Source organism: Mesoterricola sp. JemC181 (assembly GCF_055384585.1).
On record NZ_AP045076.1, the window covers coordinates 73,820 to 92,151 of the forward strand.

An 18,332-nucleotide genomic window follows, 5' to 3' on the forward strand; every position below is an offset into this window, starting at 1 on the left:
TTCGGAGTGTCTTCCATGGCTGCCAATAGCAAAAACAAGGTCATCCAGGTCCAGAAGCCGGCCCAGAGCCTGCAGGCCTTCCAGAAGAAGGTCGCGTCGGGCGAGGACATCCAGACCGGCCTGCTCAGGCCCATGCTCATCACGGCGGGCGTCGTGCTTGGCCTCGGGGTCGTGGTGTTCGGGTTCAGGTACTGGCGCGCGGCGGGCATCGAGCGGCACGAGAGCGAGCTGGCCAATCTCCAGCTCGAGGTCTCGGGCGACAGCACGGAGCCGGTCCCCGCGGCCGAGGTCGAGAAGCGCATGCGGGAGAAGCTGCCGCAGCTGGAGGCCCTGGCGCGCAATGCCCCGGGCTCCGAGAAGGCCACCACCGAGGGCATCCTGGCGTCCTGGAAGCTCCAGCTGGATGGCAAGGGCGAAATCCCGGCCGTGGCCGGGGACGCCTGGGGCAAGCTGCGCCTGGCCCAGAAACAGGTCGCCATGGGGCAGGGCGCCGAAGCCCTGGCCACCCTGGGCGCGCTCCGGAAGGACGCCGATCCTGACCAGTCCTGGGCGCCCGTTTTCTGGACGACCCTCCTGGACGCGGACCGTCTCAAGGGCGACCGCACCCAGGCCCTCAAGGATTTCGCGGACTACAAGGCCCGTTTCAAGACCCAGGCCGACCCCGCCGTGGAGCGCATGCTCCAGGGCGTCTAGGCCCATTCGAATCGGGGGAGGGGGCCCGGCGGACCGGGTCCCGGTCCCCGCGCGGAGGTACCAGCCATGAGAATGTACGATCTCATCTACACGAAGAAGACCGGCGGGAAGCTCAGCCCCGAGCAGATCGCCTATTGGGTGGAAGGCGCCGCCCGCGGCACCGTGCCCGACGAGCAGAGCGCGGCCCTCCTCATGGCCATCTGCTGGCGCGGCATGGACGTGGAGGAGACCCTCGCCCTCACCCTGGGCATGCGGGACTCCGGCGACAAGGTGAACCTCGCCTCGGTGCCCGGCGTGAAGGTGGACAAGCACTCCACCGGCGGCGTGGGCGACAAGACGACCTTGATCCTCGGCCCCATCGTGGCCTCCTGCGGCATTCCCTGCGCCATGTTCAGCGGCCGCGGCCTGGGCCACACCGGCGGCACCGTGGACAAGTACGCGGCCATCCCCGGCCTCAAGGTGGAGCTGAGCCAGGACGAGTTCCGGCAGAGCCTGCGCGACACGGGCTTCGCCAACAGCGCCCAGACCGGCGACATCACCCCCGCGGACCGCAAGCTCTACGCCCTGCGCGACGTCACCGCCACCGTGGAGTCCATTCCCCTCATCACCGCCAGCATCATGTCCAAGAAGCTCGCCGGCGGCTCCGACGCCCTGGTGCTGGACGTGAAGTGCGGCGGCGGCGCCTTCATGAAGACGCTGGACGACGCCCGCACCCTGGCCCAGAGCATGGTCGCCGTCGGCCAGGCCCACGGCATGAAGATCAAGGCCCTCATCACCCGCATGGAGGAACCCCTGGGCCGCGCCATCGGCAACGCCATGGAGGTGATCGAGTCCGTGGAGATCCTCAAGGGGATGCACGCCGGGTCCGACCTGGCGAAGATGAGCTTCCGCCTCGCCGCCGAGATGCTGATCCTGGGCGGCGCCGCCGCCGACCTCGCCGCGGCCGAGGCCCTCGTGGCCGACAGCATCGCATCCGGCCGGGCCATGGCCACCTACCGCACGTGGGTCGCCGCCAACGGCGGGAACCCCAAGGCCCTGGACGACTTCAGCCTCCTGCCCGGTGCCGCCCACAGCGTGGACATCCTGGCCGAGACCACCGGCTACATCCACGCCATGGACAGCCGCAGCCTGGGCATCAAGGCCATGGAGATGGGCGGCGGGCGCTCCTCCAAGGACGACGTGCTGGATCTGGGGATCGGCATCGAGGTGCACGCCAACGTGGGCGACAAGGTCGAGAAGGGCATGAAGATCCTCACCCTTCACCACAACGGCAAGACCGGGAACCCGCTGCCCGCCGGCTGGATCGACATCCAGGCCGCGCCCGTGGCCAAGGCCCCCTGGCTTTTGGAAACTATTTAGCTAGAGCCGCTTCCACCGCCGCCTTCAGTTCCGGGCTGTCCGGCTCCACCTGGCTGGGGAAGGCCTTGAGCACCTTCCCGTCCTTCCCCACCAGGTACTTGTGGAAATTCCACTTGGGCTCCCCGAAGCCCTCGGTCAGGAACGCGTACACGGGCGCCTTCCCGGCCCCCTTCACCTCCACCTTCGCCGCCATGGGGAAGGTGACGTGGAACTTCGTGGTGCAGAAGGCCTGGATGGCCTCCGCGCTCCCCGGTTCCTGGCCTCCGAACTGGTTGCAGGGAAAGCCCACGACGGTGAAGCCCCGGGACCGGTAGGCTTCGTGGAGCTTCTCCAGGCCCGCGTACTGGGGCGTGAAGCCGCACTCGCTGGCGACGTTCACGGCCAGCACCACCTTGCCCTTGAGGGCCGCGAGATCCATGGGTTTGCCGTCCAGGCCGGCGACGGTGTACTCGAAGAGGGACATGGGTGCCTTTCCTTGGGAGGGGGCGCCGGCCGCCAAGGCCACGCAGATCAGGGGTGCCGCAAGCTTGTGCATGGGTTCTCCACCCCTATGTGACGCCCCCGGCCCCTCCCGCGTTACCGCCTTCCGCCGTTTCCGTGGAAACTGGTGGATGAGGTGCATCATGTCCCTGGACTTCCAGAGCTTCCTGACCCGGCTGGACGCGCGCGGCGAACTCGCGCGGATCCGCGCCGAAGTCGACCCCCACCTGGAGGCCGGCGCCATCGCGGACCGGGTCAGCAAGAGCCCCGGAGGCGGGAAGGGGCTCCTCTTCGAGAACATCAAGGGCGCCACCATGCCCGTGGCCATGAACGTCTTCGGCAGCCTGCGCCGAATGGAGATGGCCCTGGGCGTGGACGGGGACCCCAGGGGCCTGGACGCCGTGGCCGCGCGCATCGAGAAGCTCATCCAGGAAGCCATGCCCAAGCCCGGCGCGAGCTTCCTGGACAAGCTCGCCAAGCTCCCGGTGCTGGCCGAGGTGGGCGCCTGGATGCCCAAGACCGTGCGCAGGGCAGCCTGCCAGGAGGTCGTGTGGCGCGGCGAGGAGGCCCGCCTTTCGCGGCTCCCGGTGCTCACCACCTGGCCCGAGGACGGCGGCCCCTTCATCACCCTCGGCCTGAGCCACACCCGCCACAAGAGCGGCCTGCGCAACATGGGCATGTACCGCCTCCAGGTCTACGACGACCACACCCTGGGCTTCCACACCCAGCTCCACCATGACGGCGCCCGCGCGCGCCACGGCTACGCCCCCGGGGAGCGCATGCCCGTGGCCGTGAGCCTGGGCGGCGATCCCGCCCTGTCCTACGCGGCCACCGCGCCCCTGCCGCCCTTCCTCTCGGAGATCATGTTCACCGGCTTCCTGCGGGGCGAGGGCGTGGAGATGGTCCGCTGCGTCTCCAACGACATGGAGGTGCCCGCGGACTCCGAGATCGTCATCGAGGGCTGGGTCGATCCCGCCGAGCTGCGCCGCGAAGGCCCCTTCGGGGACCACACCGGCTACTACTCGCTGGCCGACGACTACCCCGTGCTGCACGTGGAAGCCATCACCCACCGCAAGAACCCCGTGTACCCGGCCACCATCGTGGGCCGCCCCCCCCAGGAGGACGCCTACCTGGGCTTTGCGACGGAACGCATCTTCCTACCTTTGCTGAAGATGGTGCTCCCCGAAGTGGTGGACATGCACCTGCCCCCCGCCGGCGGCTTCCACAACCTGGCCATCGTGGCCATCCGCAAGGAGTATCCCGGCCACGCCCAGAAGGTCATGAACGCCATCTGGGGCACGGGCCAGATGATGTTCACCAAGGGCATTGTGGTGGTCGATGCCGACATCGACCCCCATGACGCCAACGAGGTCCTCTTCCGCATCACCAGCAACGTGGACCCCCGCCGGGACCTGCTCTTCACGGACGGCCCCCTGGACGTGCTGGACCACAGCAGCGACCGCTTCGCCTTCGGCAGCAAGGTGGGCGTCGACGCCACCCGCAAGAGCCTGAAGCTGGACAACTTCCAACGGGAGTGGCCCCGGGACCTGGTGTTCCCGGACGCGATCCTGGAACGGATCGCCCGGCGCTGGTCCGAGTACGGAGTCTCCTAGCGTTCCACGTGGAACATCACTCCCGGGCGTCCACCACGATGGCGGGTTCGGGGGTGGGGCACCCGAAGGAGCAGAGTCCGCACCCCGTGCAGAAGTCCGGTACGACCTCAGGGTGGGGCAGGGCGCCCTCCTTGGCCTCCCCCATGCGGATGGCCACCCCCGGGTAGGGGCAGCGGTCCACGCAGGTGGTGCAGGGCTGGCTCGCCTCCCCTTCGCGCTCGTAGGTCAGGCACAGGCGCGGCTTGACCCGGGCGGTGCCCATCTTCACGGCCGGGGGGCCCTCCAGGACCTGGTCGCCCACCTTCCGCTTGGGCCAAACCAGGGCACCCTCGGGGCAGGCGGTGATGCAGGGCAGGGAGGTGCACAGGAAGCACGGCATGTTGCGGGTGAGGATGTAGGGGGTCCCCGTGGCCAGGGCCGTCTGGGGCCCGGCCTTCAGGATGGAATCCTGCGGGCAGGCCTCGATGCACTTGTCGCACCGGGTGCAGGCCAGCAGGAAATCGAACTCGTCCAGGGCCCCCGGGGGACGCAGCAGGGAGGGCCCGGCCCCCGTCACGGCATCCTCCACCCGCATGGCCACGAAGCCGGCCATGAGGGTGCCCAGGGACTTGAAGAAGTCCCCCCGGTCATGCGGTTCGTCCAGGTGCTTGGCCATGGTCCTAGAGCTCGAGGAGACGCAGCACGGGCATGAGCGTCCCCCACAGGATGGGGTCGAAGCCCAGGGTGAGCACGCCCGCGCGCCCCTCGTCCGAAAGGCTCAGGTGGGCCAGGAGCTCGGGCGTGATGGACACTTCCCGGGAGGAAGGCGGGTGGTCCGACCAGGTGACGCCCTGGGGCGCCTCCAGCTGCGTGAGCGCGCCGCCGGGAGCGGCCGTCAGGTGCAGCACCAGGAGATCGCCGTGGAAGGCCGGCACCCGCACCTCCACGAACCGCCCCCGGGGGAACTGCGGGATCACTTCGAAGGCGGCGCGGTAGCCCAGCTTCTCGATGCTGGGATCCTCCCCCTTGAGCACGGCCATGGTCTGCTCCAGGAGACCGTCCAGGCCCCTGTCGCCCTGGAAGGCCACGGACCGCAGGTGGGTGCCCCCCACCTCGCCGATGCCGCCCACCAGCCGGGGGAGGGTGGCCAGCACCTGCTCCACCGCCGGGCGGTTGCGCAGGGCGAGCTTCCCCTTGGGCCAGGGCCCGTTCAGGGGCATGGGCTCCAGGGACGCCTCCGCATCCGGACGCAGATCCAGGATGCGGCCCTTGAAGCCTTCCAGGATCTCCGGCAGGGGCGTCTCCGCGAGGATGACGAGCTCGATCTCCTCCAGGAGGGCGGGACTGGGCGCGAAGATGACGACGTCTCCCAGTTCCTCCTCGACGGTGGTGGGCCCATGGGAGAGCGGCAGCACCGAACAGTCCCTCGCCTCGAGGGTATCCACCAGCTCCCGCCCCAGGAGGGCGCCGGCGCCGACAACGGCAATCTTAAGCATGAAAGACCTTTCTAGACACGTACGGAAGCGGCATCGGCGGGCATGTGATCCGCCAGGGCGGCGGCCACGTCCCGGGCCAGGAAGGCGCGCACCTGCTCCCCGGCGCGGCCCGTGAAACGGCGGGCATCCAGGAGGCCCGTCAGTTCCGATTCATTCATGTTCCACGCAGGATCCTCCGCCAGCAACCGGAGAAGCGTATTGGGCTGCCCTTCCTCCTTGATGCGCCTGCCGGCTTCCATGGAAGCCACCCGGAAGCGCTCATGGAGGTCCTGCCGGTCGCCGCCCCGCTTCACCCCTTCCATGAGGAGTAGCTCCGCCGCCATGAACGGCAGTTCCGACTGCAGCCGGGCCTCGATCATGCGGGGGTAGACCACCAGGCCGGTGGCCACGTTGCGCAGCAGCACCAGGATGGCGTCCACGGCCAGGAGCCCCTGGCTGAGGGTGAGGCGCCGGTGGGCGGAGTCGTCCAGGGTGCGCTCCATCCACTGGGTGGAGGTGGTCTGGTACGAACTGGGCATGAGCCCGGTGACGAAGCGCGCCAGGCTCACGATGCGCTCGCTGCGCATGGGATTGCGCTTGTAGGGCATGGCGCTGGAACCGATCTGGCTCTTCTCGAAAGGCTCCTCCACCTCCTTCAGGTGCTGAAGGAGCCGCAGGTCGCAGCCGAACTTGGAGGCCGAGGCCGCGATGCCGCAGAGCACCTGCCCGATGCGGTCCTCCAGCTTGCGGGTGGCGGTCTGGCCGGAAACGGGGATGGATCCGCAGCCCACCTTCTCGCAGAACCTCGCCTCCAGGGCCTCCACCTTGGCCCCGTCGCCGTCGAAGAGCTCCAGGAAGCTGGCCTGGGTGCCGGTGACGCCCTTGAGGCCCCGCACCGGCGTGGTGCGCAGCACGTGATCCAGATCCTCCAGATCCAGGAGCAGGTCCTGGATCCACAGCGTGGCGCGCTTGCCCACGGTCGTTGGCTGGGCCGGTTGGAAGTGCGTGAAGCCGAGGCAGGCCTGGTCCTGCCAGGTCGCCGCGAAGTCCCGCAGGCACGCGATGACGTCCTGCAGGCGCCGCCGGATCAGGCGCAAGGCCTCCTGGGCGATGAGCAGGTCGCCGTTGTCCGTGACGAAGCAGCTGGTGGCCCCCAGGTGGATGATGGGCCGGGCTGCGGGCGCCTGCTCGCCCCAGGCGTGGATGGCTGCCATCACATCGTGCCGGAGCGACGCTTCGAAACGGGCGACCGCATCCAGGTCCACCGCGTCCTGGGTGGCCCTCATCTCCGCGATCTGGGCCTGCGTCACGGGGAGCCCCAGCTCCGCCTCGCTCTCAGCGAGGGCGATCCACAGGCGGCGCCACACGCGCATGCGGTACAGGGGCGAAAGCAGCCGCACCATGGCCTTGGAGGCGTACCGGGACGCGAGGGGGTGTTCGAAGCTTTCCAGTTCGCTGGCATCGCTGGGGGGCAGAATGGGCATGGGCCACCTTTCCCTTTCATTTTGGCAGATCGGACGGGAACGCGCTTTTATGCCCTTCTTGTGAGAAGATTTCTGTCGGAAACCTATGAGGTGTTGCCATGCCCATGTACGAGGCCCTGCGCGTTGCGGACCCTGCCATCTTCCAGGCCCTGGAGCTTGAAGTCCAGCGCCAGCGCCATCATCTGGAGCTCATCGCCTCCGAGAACTACGCTTCCCGGCCGGTCATGCAGGCCATGGGCAGCCACTTCACCAACAAGTACGCCGAGGGCTATCCTGGCCGCAGGTACTACGGCGGCTGCGTCAACGTCGACACCGTCGAGGAGCTCGCCCGCACCCGCGCCAAGCAGCTCTTCGGGGCCGAGCACGCCAACGTGCAGCCCCACAGCGGCGCCCAGGCCAACATGGCGGTGTACTTCTCCGTCCTGAAGCCGGGCGACACCGTGCTGGGCCTGGACCTGGCCCACGGCGGCCACCTCACCCACGGCCACCCCCTGAACAGCTCCGGCATCCTCTACAAGTTCGTCGGCTACCACGTGGACCGGGAGACCGAGAAGGTCGACATGGACGAGGTCCGCCGCCTGGCCCTGGAGCACAAGCCCAAGCTCATCGTGGTCGGGGCCTCCGCCTACTCCCGCACCTTCGACTTCCCCGCCTTCCGCGCCATCGCGGATGAAGTGGGCGCGCTGATGATGGTCGATATGGCCCACATCGCCGGCCTCGTGGCCACCGGGCACCACCCCAGCCCCGTCCCCTTCGCCGACTTCGTCACCACCACCACCCACAAGACCCTGCGCGGCCCCCGCGGCGGCCTCGTCCTCTGCAAGGAACGCTTCGCCAAGGACCTGGACCGCGCCCTCTTCCCCGGCGTGCAGGGCGGCCCCCTCATGCACGTGGTGGCGGCCAAGGCCGTGGCCCTGGGCGAGGCCCTCAAGCCCGAGTTCAAGGTCTACCAGGAACAGGTCGTGCGCAACGCCGCGGCCCTCGCCAAGTCCCTCATGTCCCGGGGCTGGCGCGTGGTCTCCGGAGGCACCGACAACCACCTCATGCTGGTGGACGTCTTCCAGCAGGGCATCCTGGGCAACGAGGCCGAACAGACCCTGGACAAGGCCGGCATCACCGTGAACAAGAACGGCATCCCCTTCGACCCCAATCCCCCCCTCAAGCCCTCGGGCATCCGCATCGGCTCGCCGGCGGTCACGACCCGGGGCATGAAGGAACCTGAAATGGAACGCATCGCCGGCTGGATCGACATGGCCCTGCGCTTCCGGGCGGAAGAGGGCTCCACGGCCCGGATCCGTCAGGAAGTCTTCGAACAGACCGGCCTTTTCCCCATTCCCGAATAGCCTTCAGGGGAACCTTGCATGTCTTGCCCTTCCAAAGGCCGGATCCTGGTTGTGGATGACGAGCCACTCATTAGGGAAATGGCGCGCGAGATCCTGGAGAACTCGGGGTACACCGTGTCCGAGGCGGTGGATGGGCAGGCGGGCCTGGATCTGTTCCTGGAATCGCCCGGAGGCTTCGATCTGGTCATCCTGGATCTGGTCATGCCCCGCCTCCACGGCTTCCAGGTGATGGACCGGATCCTCCAGGCCGCCCCGAAGACCCGGATCCTCATCAGCAGCGGCTTCTCCCCCGACACCCGGCCGGAGCTGACCCGCGCCACCCCCACCACGGCCTTTCTCGCCAAGCCCTACCGCAGCAAGGACCTTCTGGAACAGGTCCGCCGGCTCCTCGCCGCGGAGGGCTAGGCCAATGGGCGCAGATGCCACGGACCGTCCGCCCCTCATGGGTCCAGGGAGTCGTACGTGTGAGGTCGAGGTGTTCATGCTTTTTCGGCACGGCTCCTGATGGAGGCCGATGGGATCTTCGTCTACGGCTCCCTCCGGGAGGGAGGCCGGAACCACGCCTGGCTGATGCGCACGAACCCCGAAGGCCTTACCGGGGCCCACGTTCCGGGGAGGCTCTTCCACCTCCCCCCCACGGGCTTTCCGGCCGTTGTGCCCCTGGAGGAACCGCCCCTGGCCCCGCCCGGCCCGGGCTGGGTGGCGGGAGCCTTCGCAGGCTACGAGGACGAAGCGGCCCTGGCGAACGCGCTCGATGACCTGGACCAGCTGGAGGATGTGGAAGGCGGTCTTTTCGAGCGCATCGTGCTCCCCGTGGTGCTGGACTCGGGGCACCGCTATGGGGCCTGGGTCTATGTATTTCCTCCCGACCGCCTGCCCCGCCTCGAACGGGAAGGGGTCGAGCTGACCACCGGGGACTGGAAAGAATATCTTGGGGATTGAGGGTTCCAAGTATTATTGAATCTATGCATCCACGGCATTTCAGGTCCGCGGTCCTTGGAAGTCTCTTTCTTCCGGGCCTTGTCTGTGTCCTTCCCGGCCCCCCCCTGGCCGCCCAGGAAGGCACGCCGGCTTCACGTAAGATAACTGACCTAAAGAATAAGGTTGAGTCCGACAACCGCGCGCACCCTTCGGTCTCCCTGGCCGCGGAGGAAGAGGCCCTGGCCCTGCTTTCCCGGGACCCGGATCCGGAGGCCGAGACCTGGTTCCTCCTGAGCCAGATCCGGGACGCCATCGTCCTCAAGGAATTGAAGAAAGCCGCCGCGTCGGTGGAGCGCTCCCGGGTTCTCGTGAGGCGAACAGGCAACCAACGCGACCATTTCACGCTGGAGGTGGAAGCCGCCAATCTGCTCCTGGCCCAGGAGCATCTCGCCGAATCCAAGGCCGCGGCCGAGGCCCTCCTCCCCGCCCTGGAGGCCTACCGTGCGAACTCGCCCCGGGATCAGGAGATGGGCCGCCTCCTGGCGCGCGCCTACCGGAACCTCTCCACCACGCTCAGGAACCTGGGCCGGCTTTCGGAGGCCATCCGGATCCTCCAGAAGGCCCAGCGGACAAGCGAGGACATTAACGACCGGGCAGGCAGGGCGCGGATCCTCGATCGCATGGGCTACCTCTATGTCTACATGCGCCGTTTCGACGAGGCCGTGGCTTCCCACCGGGCTGCCATCGCCGAGGCGGAGTCCCTGGGTGATGTCCGGCTGCAGGCCCCCTTCCATCTGTCCCTCGCCAACGCCTACGGCTCCATGGGGGACTCCGACCGCCAACTTGCCGAGATGCGCACGGCTTCGGAACTGGCCGGCCAGGTCAGCGACTCGGCCACCCAGCTCCTCATCTCCGTGAACATGGCGGATGTGTACTTGGGCAAGAAGGACTATCGCAAGACGCTGAAGTTTGCCGACGAGGCCATGAAGCTGGCAGTCGCCGCCCAGGATCCAGGGTCCATCGCCGTATGCCAGGTGAACCGGGGCATCGCGCTCAATCGCCTGGGCAGCAGCGCCGAAGGGCTCAAGGCCATCCAGGAGGGCCTCGCCCATTTCCGGGCGTCCGGGGCCATCAACGACTCCGCCGAGATCACCGGCAACCTTGCCGAGGAGTTTGCTTTCGCCGGGGACTACCGGCGAGCCTATGAGACCGAGGTCGAATTCAAGAATCTGGCCGACTCCCTCAAGGCGTCCCAGGACCAGAAGCACATCGCCGACGCCAGTGCGGCCTTCGAAAGCGACAAGCAGCAGCTCCAGATCCAGGCGCTCCAGCGGGACCGCCGCAATCAGGCCCGCCTTCGCCTCCTGTGGATCGCCCTGGGAGTCCTGGGCTTCGGAATCGCCGGCGTGCTGGTGCTGAGCCGGCGCCGCCTGGAGTCCGCGAACAAAGCCTTGGCGGACATGAGCCTCCGGGATCCCCTGACCTCCCTTGCCAACCGCCGCTACCTCACCACCCGCATCGCCGAGGACCTGGCCCAGGTCAACCGGCTGCAGAGGCTCGGCAAGGCCAGCAACGGCAAGGACCGGATGATGGCCAATATCGACGTGGTCTTCCTCATGATCGACATCGACCATTTCAAGGCCGTCAACGATGAGCATGGCCACGTGGCCGGGGACAATGTCCTCAAGCAGTTCGCCGGCATCCTCTCCCAGACCATGCGGGACTCGGACACGGTGGTTCGCTGGGGTGGCGAGGAGTTCTTCGTGGTGGCCAAGCACACCTCGAGGGCGGACGCCCACCTGGTTGCCGAACGCATCCGGTCCCGGGTGGAGGCCTTCAACTTCGACCTGGGCAACGGCGGGTACCTCCACAAGACCTGCTCCATCGGATACGCCTCCTACCCCTTCTTCCGCCGGGAACCCGCCAAGGTGGCCTGGGAGAAGGTGGCCGAGGTTGCCGACCAGTGCCTCTACGCGGCCAAATCCATGGGACGCAACACCTGGGTCGGCGTGCACGAGGCCGTGGACGCGCCCGAATCCCTGCAGGAGATCATGGCCGGCTACCCCAATGTCTCCGGTCTCGTGGCCAAGGGCGTGCTCATGGCCGAAAGCCACCAGGACCAGGCGATCACCTGGGCCTCCTAGAAGCCTAGTCCATGCGCAGGGGGCCCAGGGCGAGGGCCACCAGGATGCCCAGAAGGATCAGCACGAGGTTCGCGACGTAGGCGGCCGGGATCACGGGATGCTTCTGGAAGGGGTGGAAGGACGGGTGGAAGTGCACGGGAGCCTCCTTTCCCGCTGGTTGCACTCCAAGGATGGGTCGGCCCGGCTTTTTTCGCCGTGAATTTTGCGCCGTACGCACCGGCGGCGCGGAACGATCCCCAGGATCGTCCCGCGCCGCGTTCAGACCGACCTGCTAGTCCAGGCCAAGCTTCTGGGGTTCCCCGGTCTCGTCGGGGCCCGGCTGGCCGCTTTCGCCTTCCACGCCCTCATCCTCGTCGTCCAGGGCCTGGGCGCTGGCATCGATCTTCGCCAGGCCAACCACGCGGTCGGCATCGGAAGGAAGCGTGAGGAGCTTGACGCCCATGGCGGCGCGGCCGGTCTTTCGCACCCCGTCGATGCTGAACCGGATGACCATGCCCTCCTGGGAGATGAGGAGGCAGCCTTCACCCTCCTTCACCAGGACCGAACCCACCACCTTGCCGTTGCGGACGCCCGCCCGGATGTTGATCACGCCCGTCCCGCCCCGGCCCTGGAGCCGGTAGTCCTGCAGGAGGCTGCGCTTGCCGAAGCCCTTCTCGGTGACGGTCAGGAGCATGCCATGGCTGGCGGTGCTCTCGTCGGGAACCTCGCCTTCCGGCAGGTCAGGCAGGGCATCCGTGACTTCCATGTCCACGATGGCGTCGCCCGTGCCCAGGCGCATGCCCCGGACGCCGGTGGCGGTGCGGCCCATGGCGCGGACGTCCTCCTCGGGGAAGCGGATGGCCTTGCCCAGGGCGCTGATCAGCAGGATCTGCTGGCTGCCGTTGGAGACCCGCACCGACACGAGGCTGTTGCCCTCCTCGATGTTGAGCGCGATGAGGCCGTTGGACCGGATGTTGGCGTAGGCGCTCAGGCTCGTCTTCTTCACGGTGCCGTCGGCGGTGGCGAAGATGAGGTGGTTGTCCTCCGGGAATTCCCGCAGGGCCATGAGGGTCACGACCTTCTCGTCGTCCTTGAGGGAGATGAGGTTCTTGATGTGCTTGCCGCGGGTGGAGGCGGCGGCCTCGGGCAGGTCGTAGACTTTCAGGGCGTAGGCGTAGCCGCGGTCCGTGTACACCAGGAGGGTGTCGTGGGCCTTGGTGAGGAAGAGCCGCTCGACGAAATCCTCGTCCTTGGTCTTCATGCCCAGCTTGCCCTTGCCGCCCCGCTTCTGGCGCCGGTAGGCGGCCAGGGCCGTGCGCTTGATGTAGCCCGCCTTGGACATGGTGACGACCATCTCCTCGTCGGGAACCACGTCCTCCATGCGGATGTTGCCGGAGAAGGCCGAGATCTCGGTGCGCCGGTCGTCGCCGAACTGGTCGGCGACGTTCTTGAACTCCTCGCGGATGACCTGCATGAGGAGGGTGTCGTCGTTCAGGATGGCTTTCAGGGCGGCGATGGTCTGTTCGAGCTCGCGAAGCTCCTCGAGGATCTTCTCCCGCTCCAGGCCGGTGAGGCGCTGGAGGCGCATGTCCAGGATGGCCTGGGCCTGGCGTTCGGAAAGCTGGAGGCCAGGGTTCTTCTTGATGGCCGCTGCGGTGGCGAAGGCGCCGTCCATGAGGCCCTGCTTGGCCTCCTCGGGGGAGGCGGCGGCGCGGATGAGCTTGATGACCGCGTCCAGGTGGTCCAGGGCGATCTGCAGGCCCATGACGATGTGGTGCCGCTCCTCGGCCTTGCGCAGCTGGAAGAGGGTCCGCCGGGTGACCACCTCGCGGCGGAACCCGATGAACTCCTTGAGCACTTCCCGGATGGTGAGAATGCGGGGCTGGCCGTTGACGATGCACAGCATGGTGATGGGGAAGGAGTTCTGCAGGGGGGTCTGCTGGTAGAGCTGGTTGAGGACGATGTCGCTGGCCTCGCCCTTCTTGAGCTCCACCACCATGCGGATGCCTTCCCGGTCGCTCTCGTCCCGGAGGTCGCTGATGCCGTCGATCTTCTTCTCGTGCACCAGTTCGGCGATCTTCTCCAGGAGGGTGGCCTTGTTCACCTGGTAGGGCAGCTCGGTGAAGACCAGCTGTTCACGGTCGCCGGCGCGCTTGATCTGCTCGACGTGGGACTTGGCCCGCACGATGCAGCGCCCGCGCCCGGTGCGGTAGGCGTCCAGGACGCCCTCCGTGCCCAGCATCAGGCCGCCCCCGGGGAAGTCGGGGCCCTTGATGAACTGCATGATGCCATCCAGGCCCAGGGTGGGGTCGTCCACGAGGGCGATGAGGGCGTTGCAGCACTCCCGCAGGTTGTGGGGCGGGATGCTGGTGGCCATGCCCACGGCGATGCCCTGGCTGCCGTTCACCAGCAGGTTGGGGAACCGGGTGGGGAGGCTGAGGGGCTCCTCCATGCTGTCGTCGTAGTTGGGACCCCAATCCACGGTGTCCTGTTCCAGGTCCGACATCATCTCGTTGGCCAGCCGGGAGAGGCGGGCCTCGGTGTAGCGCATGGCGGCCGCGCTGTCGCCGTCGATGGAGCCGAAGTTGCCCTGGCCGTCCACCAGCACGTGCCGCATGGAGAAGGGCTGGGCCATGCGCACCAGGGTGTCGTAGATGGCCGAGTCCCCGTGGGGATGGTACTTGCCCATCACGTCGCCCACCGTGCGGGCGGACTTCTTGTAGGCGCGGTTCCAGTCGTTGCCGCCTTCCTTCATGGCGTACAGGACGCGCCGGTGCACGGGCTTGAGGCCGTCGCGCACGTCGGGGAGGGCCCGGCCCACGATCACGCTCATGGCGTAATCCAGGTAGGACTTCCGCATTTCCTTTTCTATCTCGATGGGCTCGATTCGCTGGTTCTGGGTCATTCAGGCTTCCATTCGTTCCACGTGGAACAGGTGCGAAAAAGGCAAGGTTTTCAAGGGGAACTTAGACGTCGATGTTCTCGGCCAGCAGGGCGTTGTTCTCGATGAACCGCCTGCGGGGCTCCACGGTGTCGCCCATGAGGATCGTGAAGATCTCGTCGGCCTCCACCGCGTCGTCCACCTGGACCTGCAGCAGCGTGCGCCGCGTAGGATCCATGGTCGTCTCCCACAGCTGCTCGGGGTTCATCTCGCCCAGCCCCTTGTAGCGCTGGATGCCGAGCCCCCGCTTGCCTTCCTCGAGGATCATGACGAGCATCTCCTCGGCGTTGGCGAAACTGAGTTCCTTGGATTTGGTCGTGATGCCCGCCTCGGGTTCCTCGCCTTCCACCGGGGCGGCGGGCGCATTGCTCCGGCGGAGCTTGAGGCCGCCCCCCTGGAAGGTGGCCAGGTCCGTGTGGAGGGCCTTCAGCCGGCGGAACTCGCCCCAGTGGGAGACCTGTTCATCGATCCACAGGGTGATGGGCCGGGAGAGGTGCATGCGGGTCAGGCGCAGGCGGTGCACGGCGGGGAGGGTGACCCCGTCCACCACCTCGGCGGGGATGGTCTCGAGTTCGCATTCGCCGAGCTTCTTGGCCAGGAGCCGGACCATGAGCTGCCCCAGATCCTCGTCCGACCCGAAGCGGGCCTCGTCCAGCAGGCCGTCCTCCAGGAGGGCGTCCACCAGGGGCCGGGCGTAGCCGCGCCGGTCCAGCTTTTCATACAAGTGTTTGACTTCGCCCCACTTCTTCATTTCGCGGACCAGGGCGGGCCCCTGGTGCTCGCTGCCGTCGGGCAGGGTCAGGACCCAGCCGTCCAGGGCCTTGTTGAAGAGGTACTCCTCGAGGGCCCGCTCGTCCTTGAGATACCGCTCCTGCTTGCCCTTCTTGACCTTGTAGAGCGGCGGCTGGGCGATGTACAGGTGGCCGCGGAGCACCAGCTCGGGCATCTGGCGGTAGAAGAAGGTCAGCAGCAGGGTCCGGATGTGGGCCCCGTCCACGTCGGCGTCGGTCATGAGCACGATCTTGTGGTAGCGGAGGTTCTCCACCTTGAAATCCTCGGCGCCGATGCCGGTCCCGAGGGCCTGGATGAGGATCCGCAGCTCGTTGGAGCCCAGGATCCGGTCGAACCGCGCCTTTTCGACATTGAGGACCTTGCCCTTGAGCGGGAGGATGGCCTGGGTGCGCCGTTCGCGACCCTGCTTGGCCGAACCGCCGGCCGAATCACCCTCCACCAGGAAGATCTCCGACTGGGCCGGGTCCTTCTCCTGGCAGTCCGCCAGCTTGCCGGGTAACCCGGCGCTGTCCAGCGTGCCCTTGCGCCGGGTGAGCTCGCGGGCCTTGCGGGCCGCCTCCCGGGCGCGTGCCGCCTCGATGGCCTTTTCCAGGATGGCCTTGGCCTCCCTCGGGTTCTCCTCGAAGAAGCTGGTGAGGCGGTCGTAGACGATGGTCTGGACGATGCCCTTCACTTCACTGGAGACCAGCTTGTCCTTGGTCTGGCTGCTGAACTTGGGATCGGGCACCTTGGCCGAGATGACCGCCGTCAGCCCTTCCCGGACGTCCTCGCCCGAGAGCGTGACCTTGGCGGACTTGAGCAGGTTGTTCTTCTCAGCGTAAGTATTGATAACGCGAGTCATTGCCGCGCGGAACCCCTCGAGGTGCGCGCCGCCGTCGCGGTTGCGGATGTTGTTGGTGAAACAGTAGAGCGTCTCCTGGTAGGTGTCGTTCCACTGGAGGCTCACTTCCACCGCGATGTCGGACTTGGTGTCCTCGATATGGATGGGGGGCTTGTGCAGGACGGCCTTGTTCCGGTTCAGGTGCTCCACGAAGGCGTCGATGCCGCCGGCGTTGAAGAAGTCGTGATGCTCCCCGCTGCGCTCGTCGGTGATGCGGATGTGGACGCCCTTGTTGAGGTAGCTCAGTTCCCGCAGGCGCTGGCTGAGGATCTCGAAGGAGAAGTCGAGCTTGAGGTGGAAGATCTCCTCGTCGGGCTTGAAGCGCACCCGGGTGCCCCGGCGCGTGGTGGGCCCCAGGAGGGCCAGGGGGGCGTCGGCCTTGCCCTGGGTGAAGGTCATGGCGTGCTCCTTCCCGTCGCGCCATATGGTGAGCCACAGGCGCCGGGAAAGGGCATTGACGCAGGAGACGCCGACGCCGTGGAGGCCGCCGGAGATCTTGTAGGAGTTGTCGTCGAACTTTCCGCCGGCGTGGAGGACGGTCATGATCACTTCCGCCGCGGACCGGTTCTCCTCCTTGTGGAGGTCGGTGGGGATGCCCCGGCCGTTGTCCTCCACCGAGCAGCTGCCGTCGTCGTGGATGTAGACGTCCACCCGGGTGCAGTAGCCCGCAAGGGCCTCGTCCACGGCGTTGTCCACCACCTCGTAGACCATCTGGTGGAGGCCGCTGCCGTCGTCCGTGTCACCGATGTACATGCCGGGGCGCTTCCGGACGGCTTCCAGATCGCGCAGCACGGTGATGTTGTCGGCGGTGTAGGTGGGTTCCGTTTCCTGCTGTTTGGCCTTGCTAACTTCTTCGGTCATCAATACTCGCTTTTCCTGGTTTCAGGGGGTGTTGGCTAGCTGGGATTCGCGAACTTAACGGGCATCAGGATGTACCTGAAGCTCATATCCTCGATGCTGGGGGACATGAAGATGCCCTGTCCCACATCGTCCTTGAACTGGTAGACGACCTCCTCGCCGGGGATGCGCTCGAGGAGCTCGGTGAGGTAGTCGATGTTGAAGGCCAGCTCCAGGGGGTTCTCCTCCCCGGTGAAGCTGATGGTGCCCTGGTTGACGCCTTCGTCGGGATGCTGGAAGAAGACGCGCAGGTTCGGGAATTCGAAGAAAAGCCGCACGTTCTTGTTGTAGTCGTCCTTCTTCAGGCCGACGACCCGCAGCGTCTTGAGGAAGTCCTCCCGGTCGACGATGACCTTGCGGGGCAGTTCGGAGGGCAGGACCTTCTCGTAGGCGGGGTAGTTGCCCGTGACCCGCCGGGTGGAGAACTTGAGGCCGGGCTGGTCCATGAAGAGGCTGCGCTCGTCCCAGGAGAGGGTGAGGTGTCCGTCGTCGCCCAGGCTCGAGGGCAGGAGGTCCAGGGCGCGCCGGGGGACGATGATGCGGGCGTCGGCCTCGAGGCCCGTCTCCATGGGGACTTCCACCACCGCCAGGCGGAACCCGTCCGTCGAGACGACGCGGATGAACTTGCGGCCCATGTGCAGGAGCACGCCCGAAAGCGCGGGCTTGGTGGCGTCCTTGCTCACGGAGATCGAACCGAGGTTGATCGCCTTGCGGAACAGGGCGGAAGGCACGACGACGCTGGGAAGGCCGGCCTCGGGCTTGGGCAGCTCCGGGAAGCCTTCGCCGGGCTGGATGTTGTGCTCCGAGTTGAAGCCCTTGGCGCGCAGCCAGATGCGGTTGCCGGTATCGGGCCACTCCAGGGTGAGCAGGCCGTCGGGGTAGACCCTCACGGTCTCCACGAACTTCTTGCCGGGGATGGCGACGGTCCGGTTGCCGCGCCCCTCGACGGGGATGACGGCCTCGAAGGCCAGTTCCATGTCGGTGGCCTTCAGTGTCATCTCGTGGTCCTGAACTTCCACCAGGACGTGCTGGAGGATGGGCAGCGTCACCCGGCGTTCCAGCGCGTGCTTGAGTATCCCGAGCGTCTTATCAAGACGTTCCTTGGAAACCTGTACTTGAAAGTTCATGATTCACCCTGATTATGCTGAGTGGCGGGCCAACCTGCGGAAATGACAGTCAAACCCTTAGTGTATCTGGAAAGGACGCCTCTGGGCAGGTGTGGGTCTCGGAGGCGGTGATGCGGATTGCGGGCCCGAGCCCGGAAGGGGATCACCCTGGGCGGGCCTTCTCCGCAGCGGATCCACAGGGGGGTCGGGCCCGGAGTGTGGAAACGTAACTTAAGATCTTTAATA

The 18,332-nt window shown here is 67.0% G+C and carries 15 protein-coding genes; 7 read left to right on the forward strand and 8 right to left on the reverse strand.

The features are described from left to right. Nucleotides 1-15 precede the first annotated feature (15 nt). Both ACZ5MC_RS00325 and ACZ5MC_RS00330 read left to right on the forward strand, forming a co-directional pair. Nucleotides 16-693 carry a hypothetical protein gene (locus ACZ5MC_RS00325; RefSeq protein ID WP_306598258.1) on the forward strand — a complete coding sequence of 226 codons (678 nt, stop codon included), beginning with the start codon at nucleotides 16-18 and terminating at the stop codon, nucleotides 691-693. 66 nt (nucleotides 694-759) lie between these two features. Further along, a complete protein-coding gene (locus tag ACZ5MC_RS00330) occupies nucleotides 760-2,052 on the forward strand; it encodes a thymidine phosphorylase (protein ID WP_306598260.1) in 1,293 nt (430 codons plus the stop codon). Here the strand turns inward: ACZ5MC_RS00330 and ACZ5MC_RS00335 are convergent. Next, nucleotides 2,045-2,587 (reverse strand): glutathione peroxidase, encoded by a 543-nt coding sequence (locus ACZ5MC_RS00335; protein ID WP_306598261.1) that lies wholly within the window; start codon nucleotides 2,585-2,587, stop codon nucleotides 2,045-2,047. The two genes, ACZ5MC_RS00330 and ACZ5MC_RS00335, sit on opposite strands and share 8 nt — an antisense overlap. A gap of 88 nt (nucleotides 2,588-2,675) precedes the next feature. On the opposite strand from ACZ5MC_RS00335, the gene ACZ5MC_RS00340 reads away from it, so the two are divergent. Further along, the gene (locus tag ACZ5MC_RS00340; RefSeq protein ID WP_464516819.1) at nucleotides 2,676-4,145 is read left to right on the forward strand and encodes a menaquinone biosynthesis decarboxylase; all 1,470 of its coding nucleotides are present in this window, start codon (nucleotides 2,676-2,678) and stop codon (nucleotides 4,143-4,145) included. 16 nt (nucleotides 4,146-4,161) lie between these two features. On the opposite strand, the gene ACZ5MC_RS00345 is transcribed toward ACZ5MC_RS00340, so the two are convergent. Genes ACZ5MC_RS00345 through purB form a run of 3 tightly spaced genes read right to left on the reverse strand, consistent with a single transcriptional unit; the run spans nucleotide 4,162 to nucleotide 7,083 of the window. Continuing rightward, nucleotides 4,162-4,800, reverse strand: coding sequence for a 4Fe-4S dicluster domain-containing protein (locus ACZ5MC_RS00345; protein WP_306598263.1), 639 nt, complete (start codon nucleotides 4,798-4,800; stop codon nucleotides 4,162-4,164). A gap of 4 nt (nucleotides 4,801-4,804) precedes the next feature. Next, nucleotides 4,805-5,620, reverse strand: coding sequence for a hypothetical protein (locus ACZ5MC_RS00350; protein ID WP_306598264.1), 816 nt, complete (start codon nucleotides 5,618-5,620; stop codon nucleotides 4,805-4,807). A gap of 11 nt (nucleotides 5,621-5,631) precedes the next feature. After that, nucleotides 5,632-7,083 carry an adenylosuccinate lyase gene (gene purB / locus ACZ5MC_RS00355; protein ID WP_306598265.1) on the reverse strand — a complete coding sequence of 484 codons (1,452 nt, stop codon included), beginning with the start codon at nucleotides 7,081-7,083 and terminating at the stop codon, nucleotides 5,632-5,634. 98 nt (nucleotides 7,084-7,181) lie between these two features. On the opposite strand from purB, the gene ACZ5MC_RS00360 reads away from it, so the two are divergent. From ACZ5MC_RS00360 to ACZ5MC_RS00375, 4 genes are all read left to right on the forward strand, one after another. After that, entirely contained in the window at nucleotides 7,182-8,426 is a 1,245-nt protein-coding gene (locus tag ACZ5MC_RS00360) for a serine hydroxymethyltransferase (RefSeq protein ID WP_306598266.1), read from the forward strand. 18 nt (nucleotides 8,427-8,444) lie between these two features. Next, the gene (locus ACZ5MC_RS00365; protein WP_306598267.1) at nucleotides 8,445-8,831 is read left to right on the forward strand and encodes a response regulator; all 387 of its coding nucleotides are present in this window, start codon (nucleotides 8,445-8,447) and stop codon (nucleotides 8,829-8,831) included. A 99-nt stretch (nucleotides 8,832-8,930) separates the two neighbouring features. Continuing rightward, nucleotides 8,931-9,368 (forward strand): gamma-glutamylcyclotransferase family protein, encoded by a 438-nt coding sequence (locus tag ACZ5MC_RS00370; RefSeq protein WP_464516820.1) that lies wholly within the window; start codon nucleotides 8,931-8,933, stop codon nucleotides 9,366-9,368. Nucleotides 9,369-9,673: 305 nt separating this feature from the next. After that, nucleotides 9,674-11,491 carry a GGDEF domain-containing protein gene (locus tag ACZ5MC_RS00375; RefSeq protein WP_464516821.1) on the forward strand — a complete coding sequence of 606 codons (1,818 nt, stop codon included), beginning with the start codon at nucleotides 9,674-9,676 and terminating at the stop codon, nucleotides 11,489-11,491. A 4-nt stretch (nucleotides 11,492-11,495) separates the two neighbouring features. Here ACZ5MC_RS00375 and ACZ5MC_RS00380 read toward each other — a convergent pair whose 3' ends face one another. The 4 genes from ACZ5MC_RS00380 to dnaN all read right to left on the reverse strand — a co-directional run bounded on the left by ACZ5MC_RS00380 (nucleotide 11,496) and on the right by dnaN (nucleotide 18,107). Beyond that, nucleotides 11,496-11,627 carry a hypothetical protein gene (locus tag ACZ5MC_RS00380; RefSeq protein WP_306598270.1) on the reverse strand — a complete coding sequence of 44 codons (132 nt, stop codon included), beginning with the start codon at nucleotides 11,625-11,627 and terminating at the stop codon, nucleotides 11,496-11,498. A gap of 135 nt (nucleotides 11,628-11,762) precedes the next feature. Further along, nucleotides 11,763-14,375, reverse strand: a complete 2,613-nt coding sequence (gene gyrA / locus ACZ5MC_RS00385) for a DNA gyrase subunit A (RefSeq protein WP_306598271.1) — start codon at nucleotides 14,373-14,375, stop codon at nucleotides 11,763-11,765. A 61-nt stretch (nucleotides 14,376-14,436) separates the two neighbouring features. Next, nucleotides 14,437-16,944 (reverse strand): DNA topoisomerase (ATP-hydrolyzing) subunit B, encoded by a 2,508-nt coding sequence (gene gyrB / locus ACZ5MC_RS00390; RefSeq protein ID WP_464516822.1) that lies wholly within the window; start codon nucleotides 16,942-16,944, stop codon nucleotides 14,437-14,439. Nucleotides 16,945-16,979: 35 nt separating this feature from the next. Continuing rightward, a complete protein-coding gene (dnaN, locus tag ACZ5MC_RS00395) occupies nucleotides 16,980-18,107 on the reverse strand; it encodes a DNA polymerase III subunit beta (RefSeq protein ID WP_306598273.1) in 1,128 nt (375 codons plus the stop codon). Nucleotides 18,108-18,332: the final 225 nt, after the last annotated feature.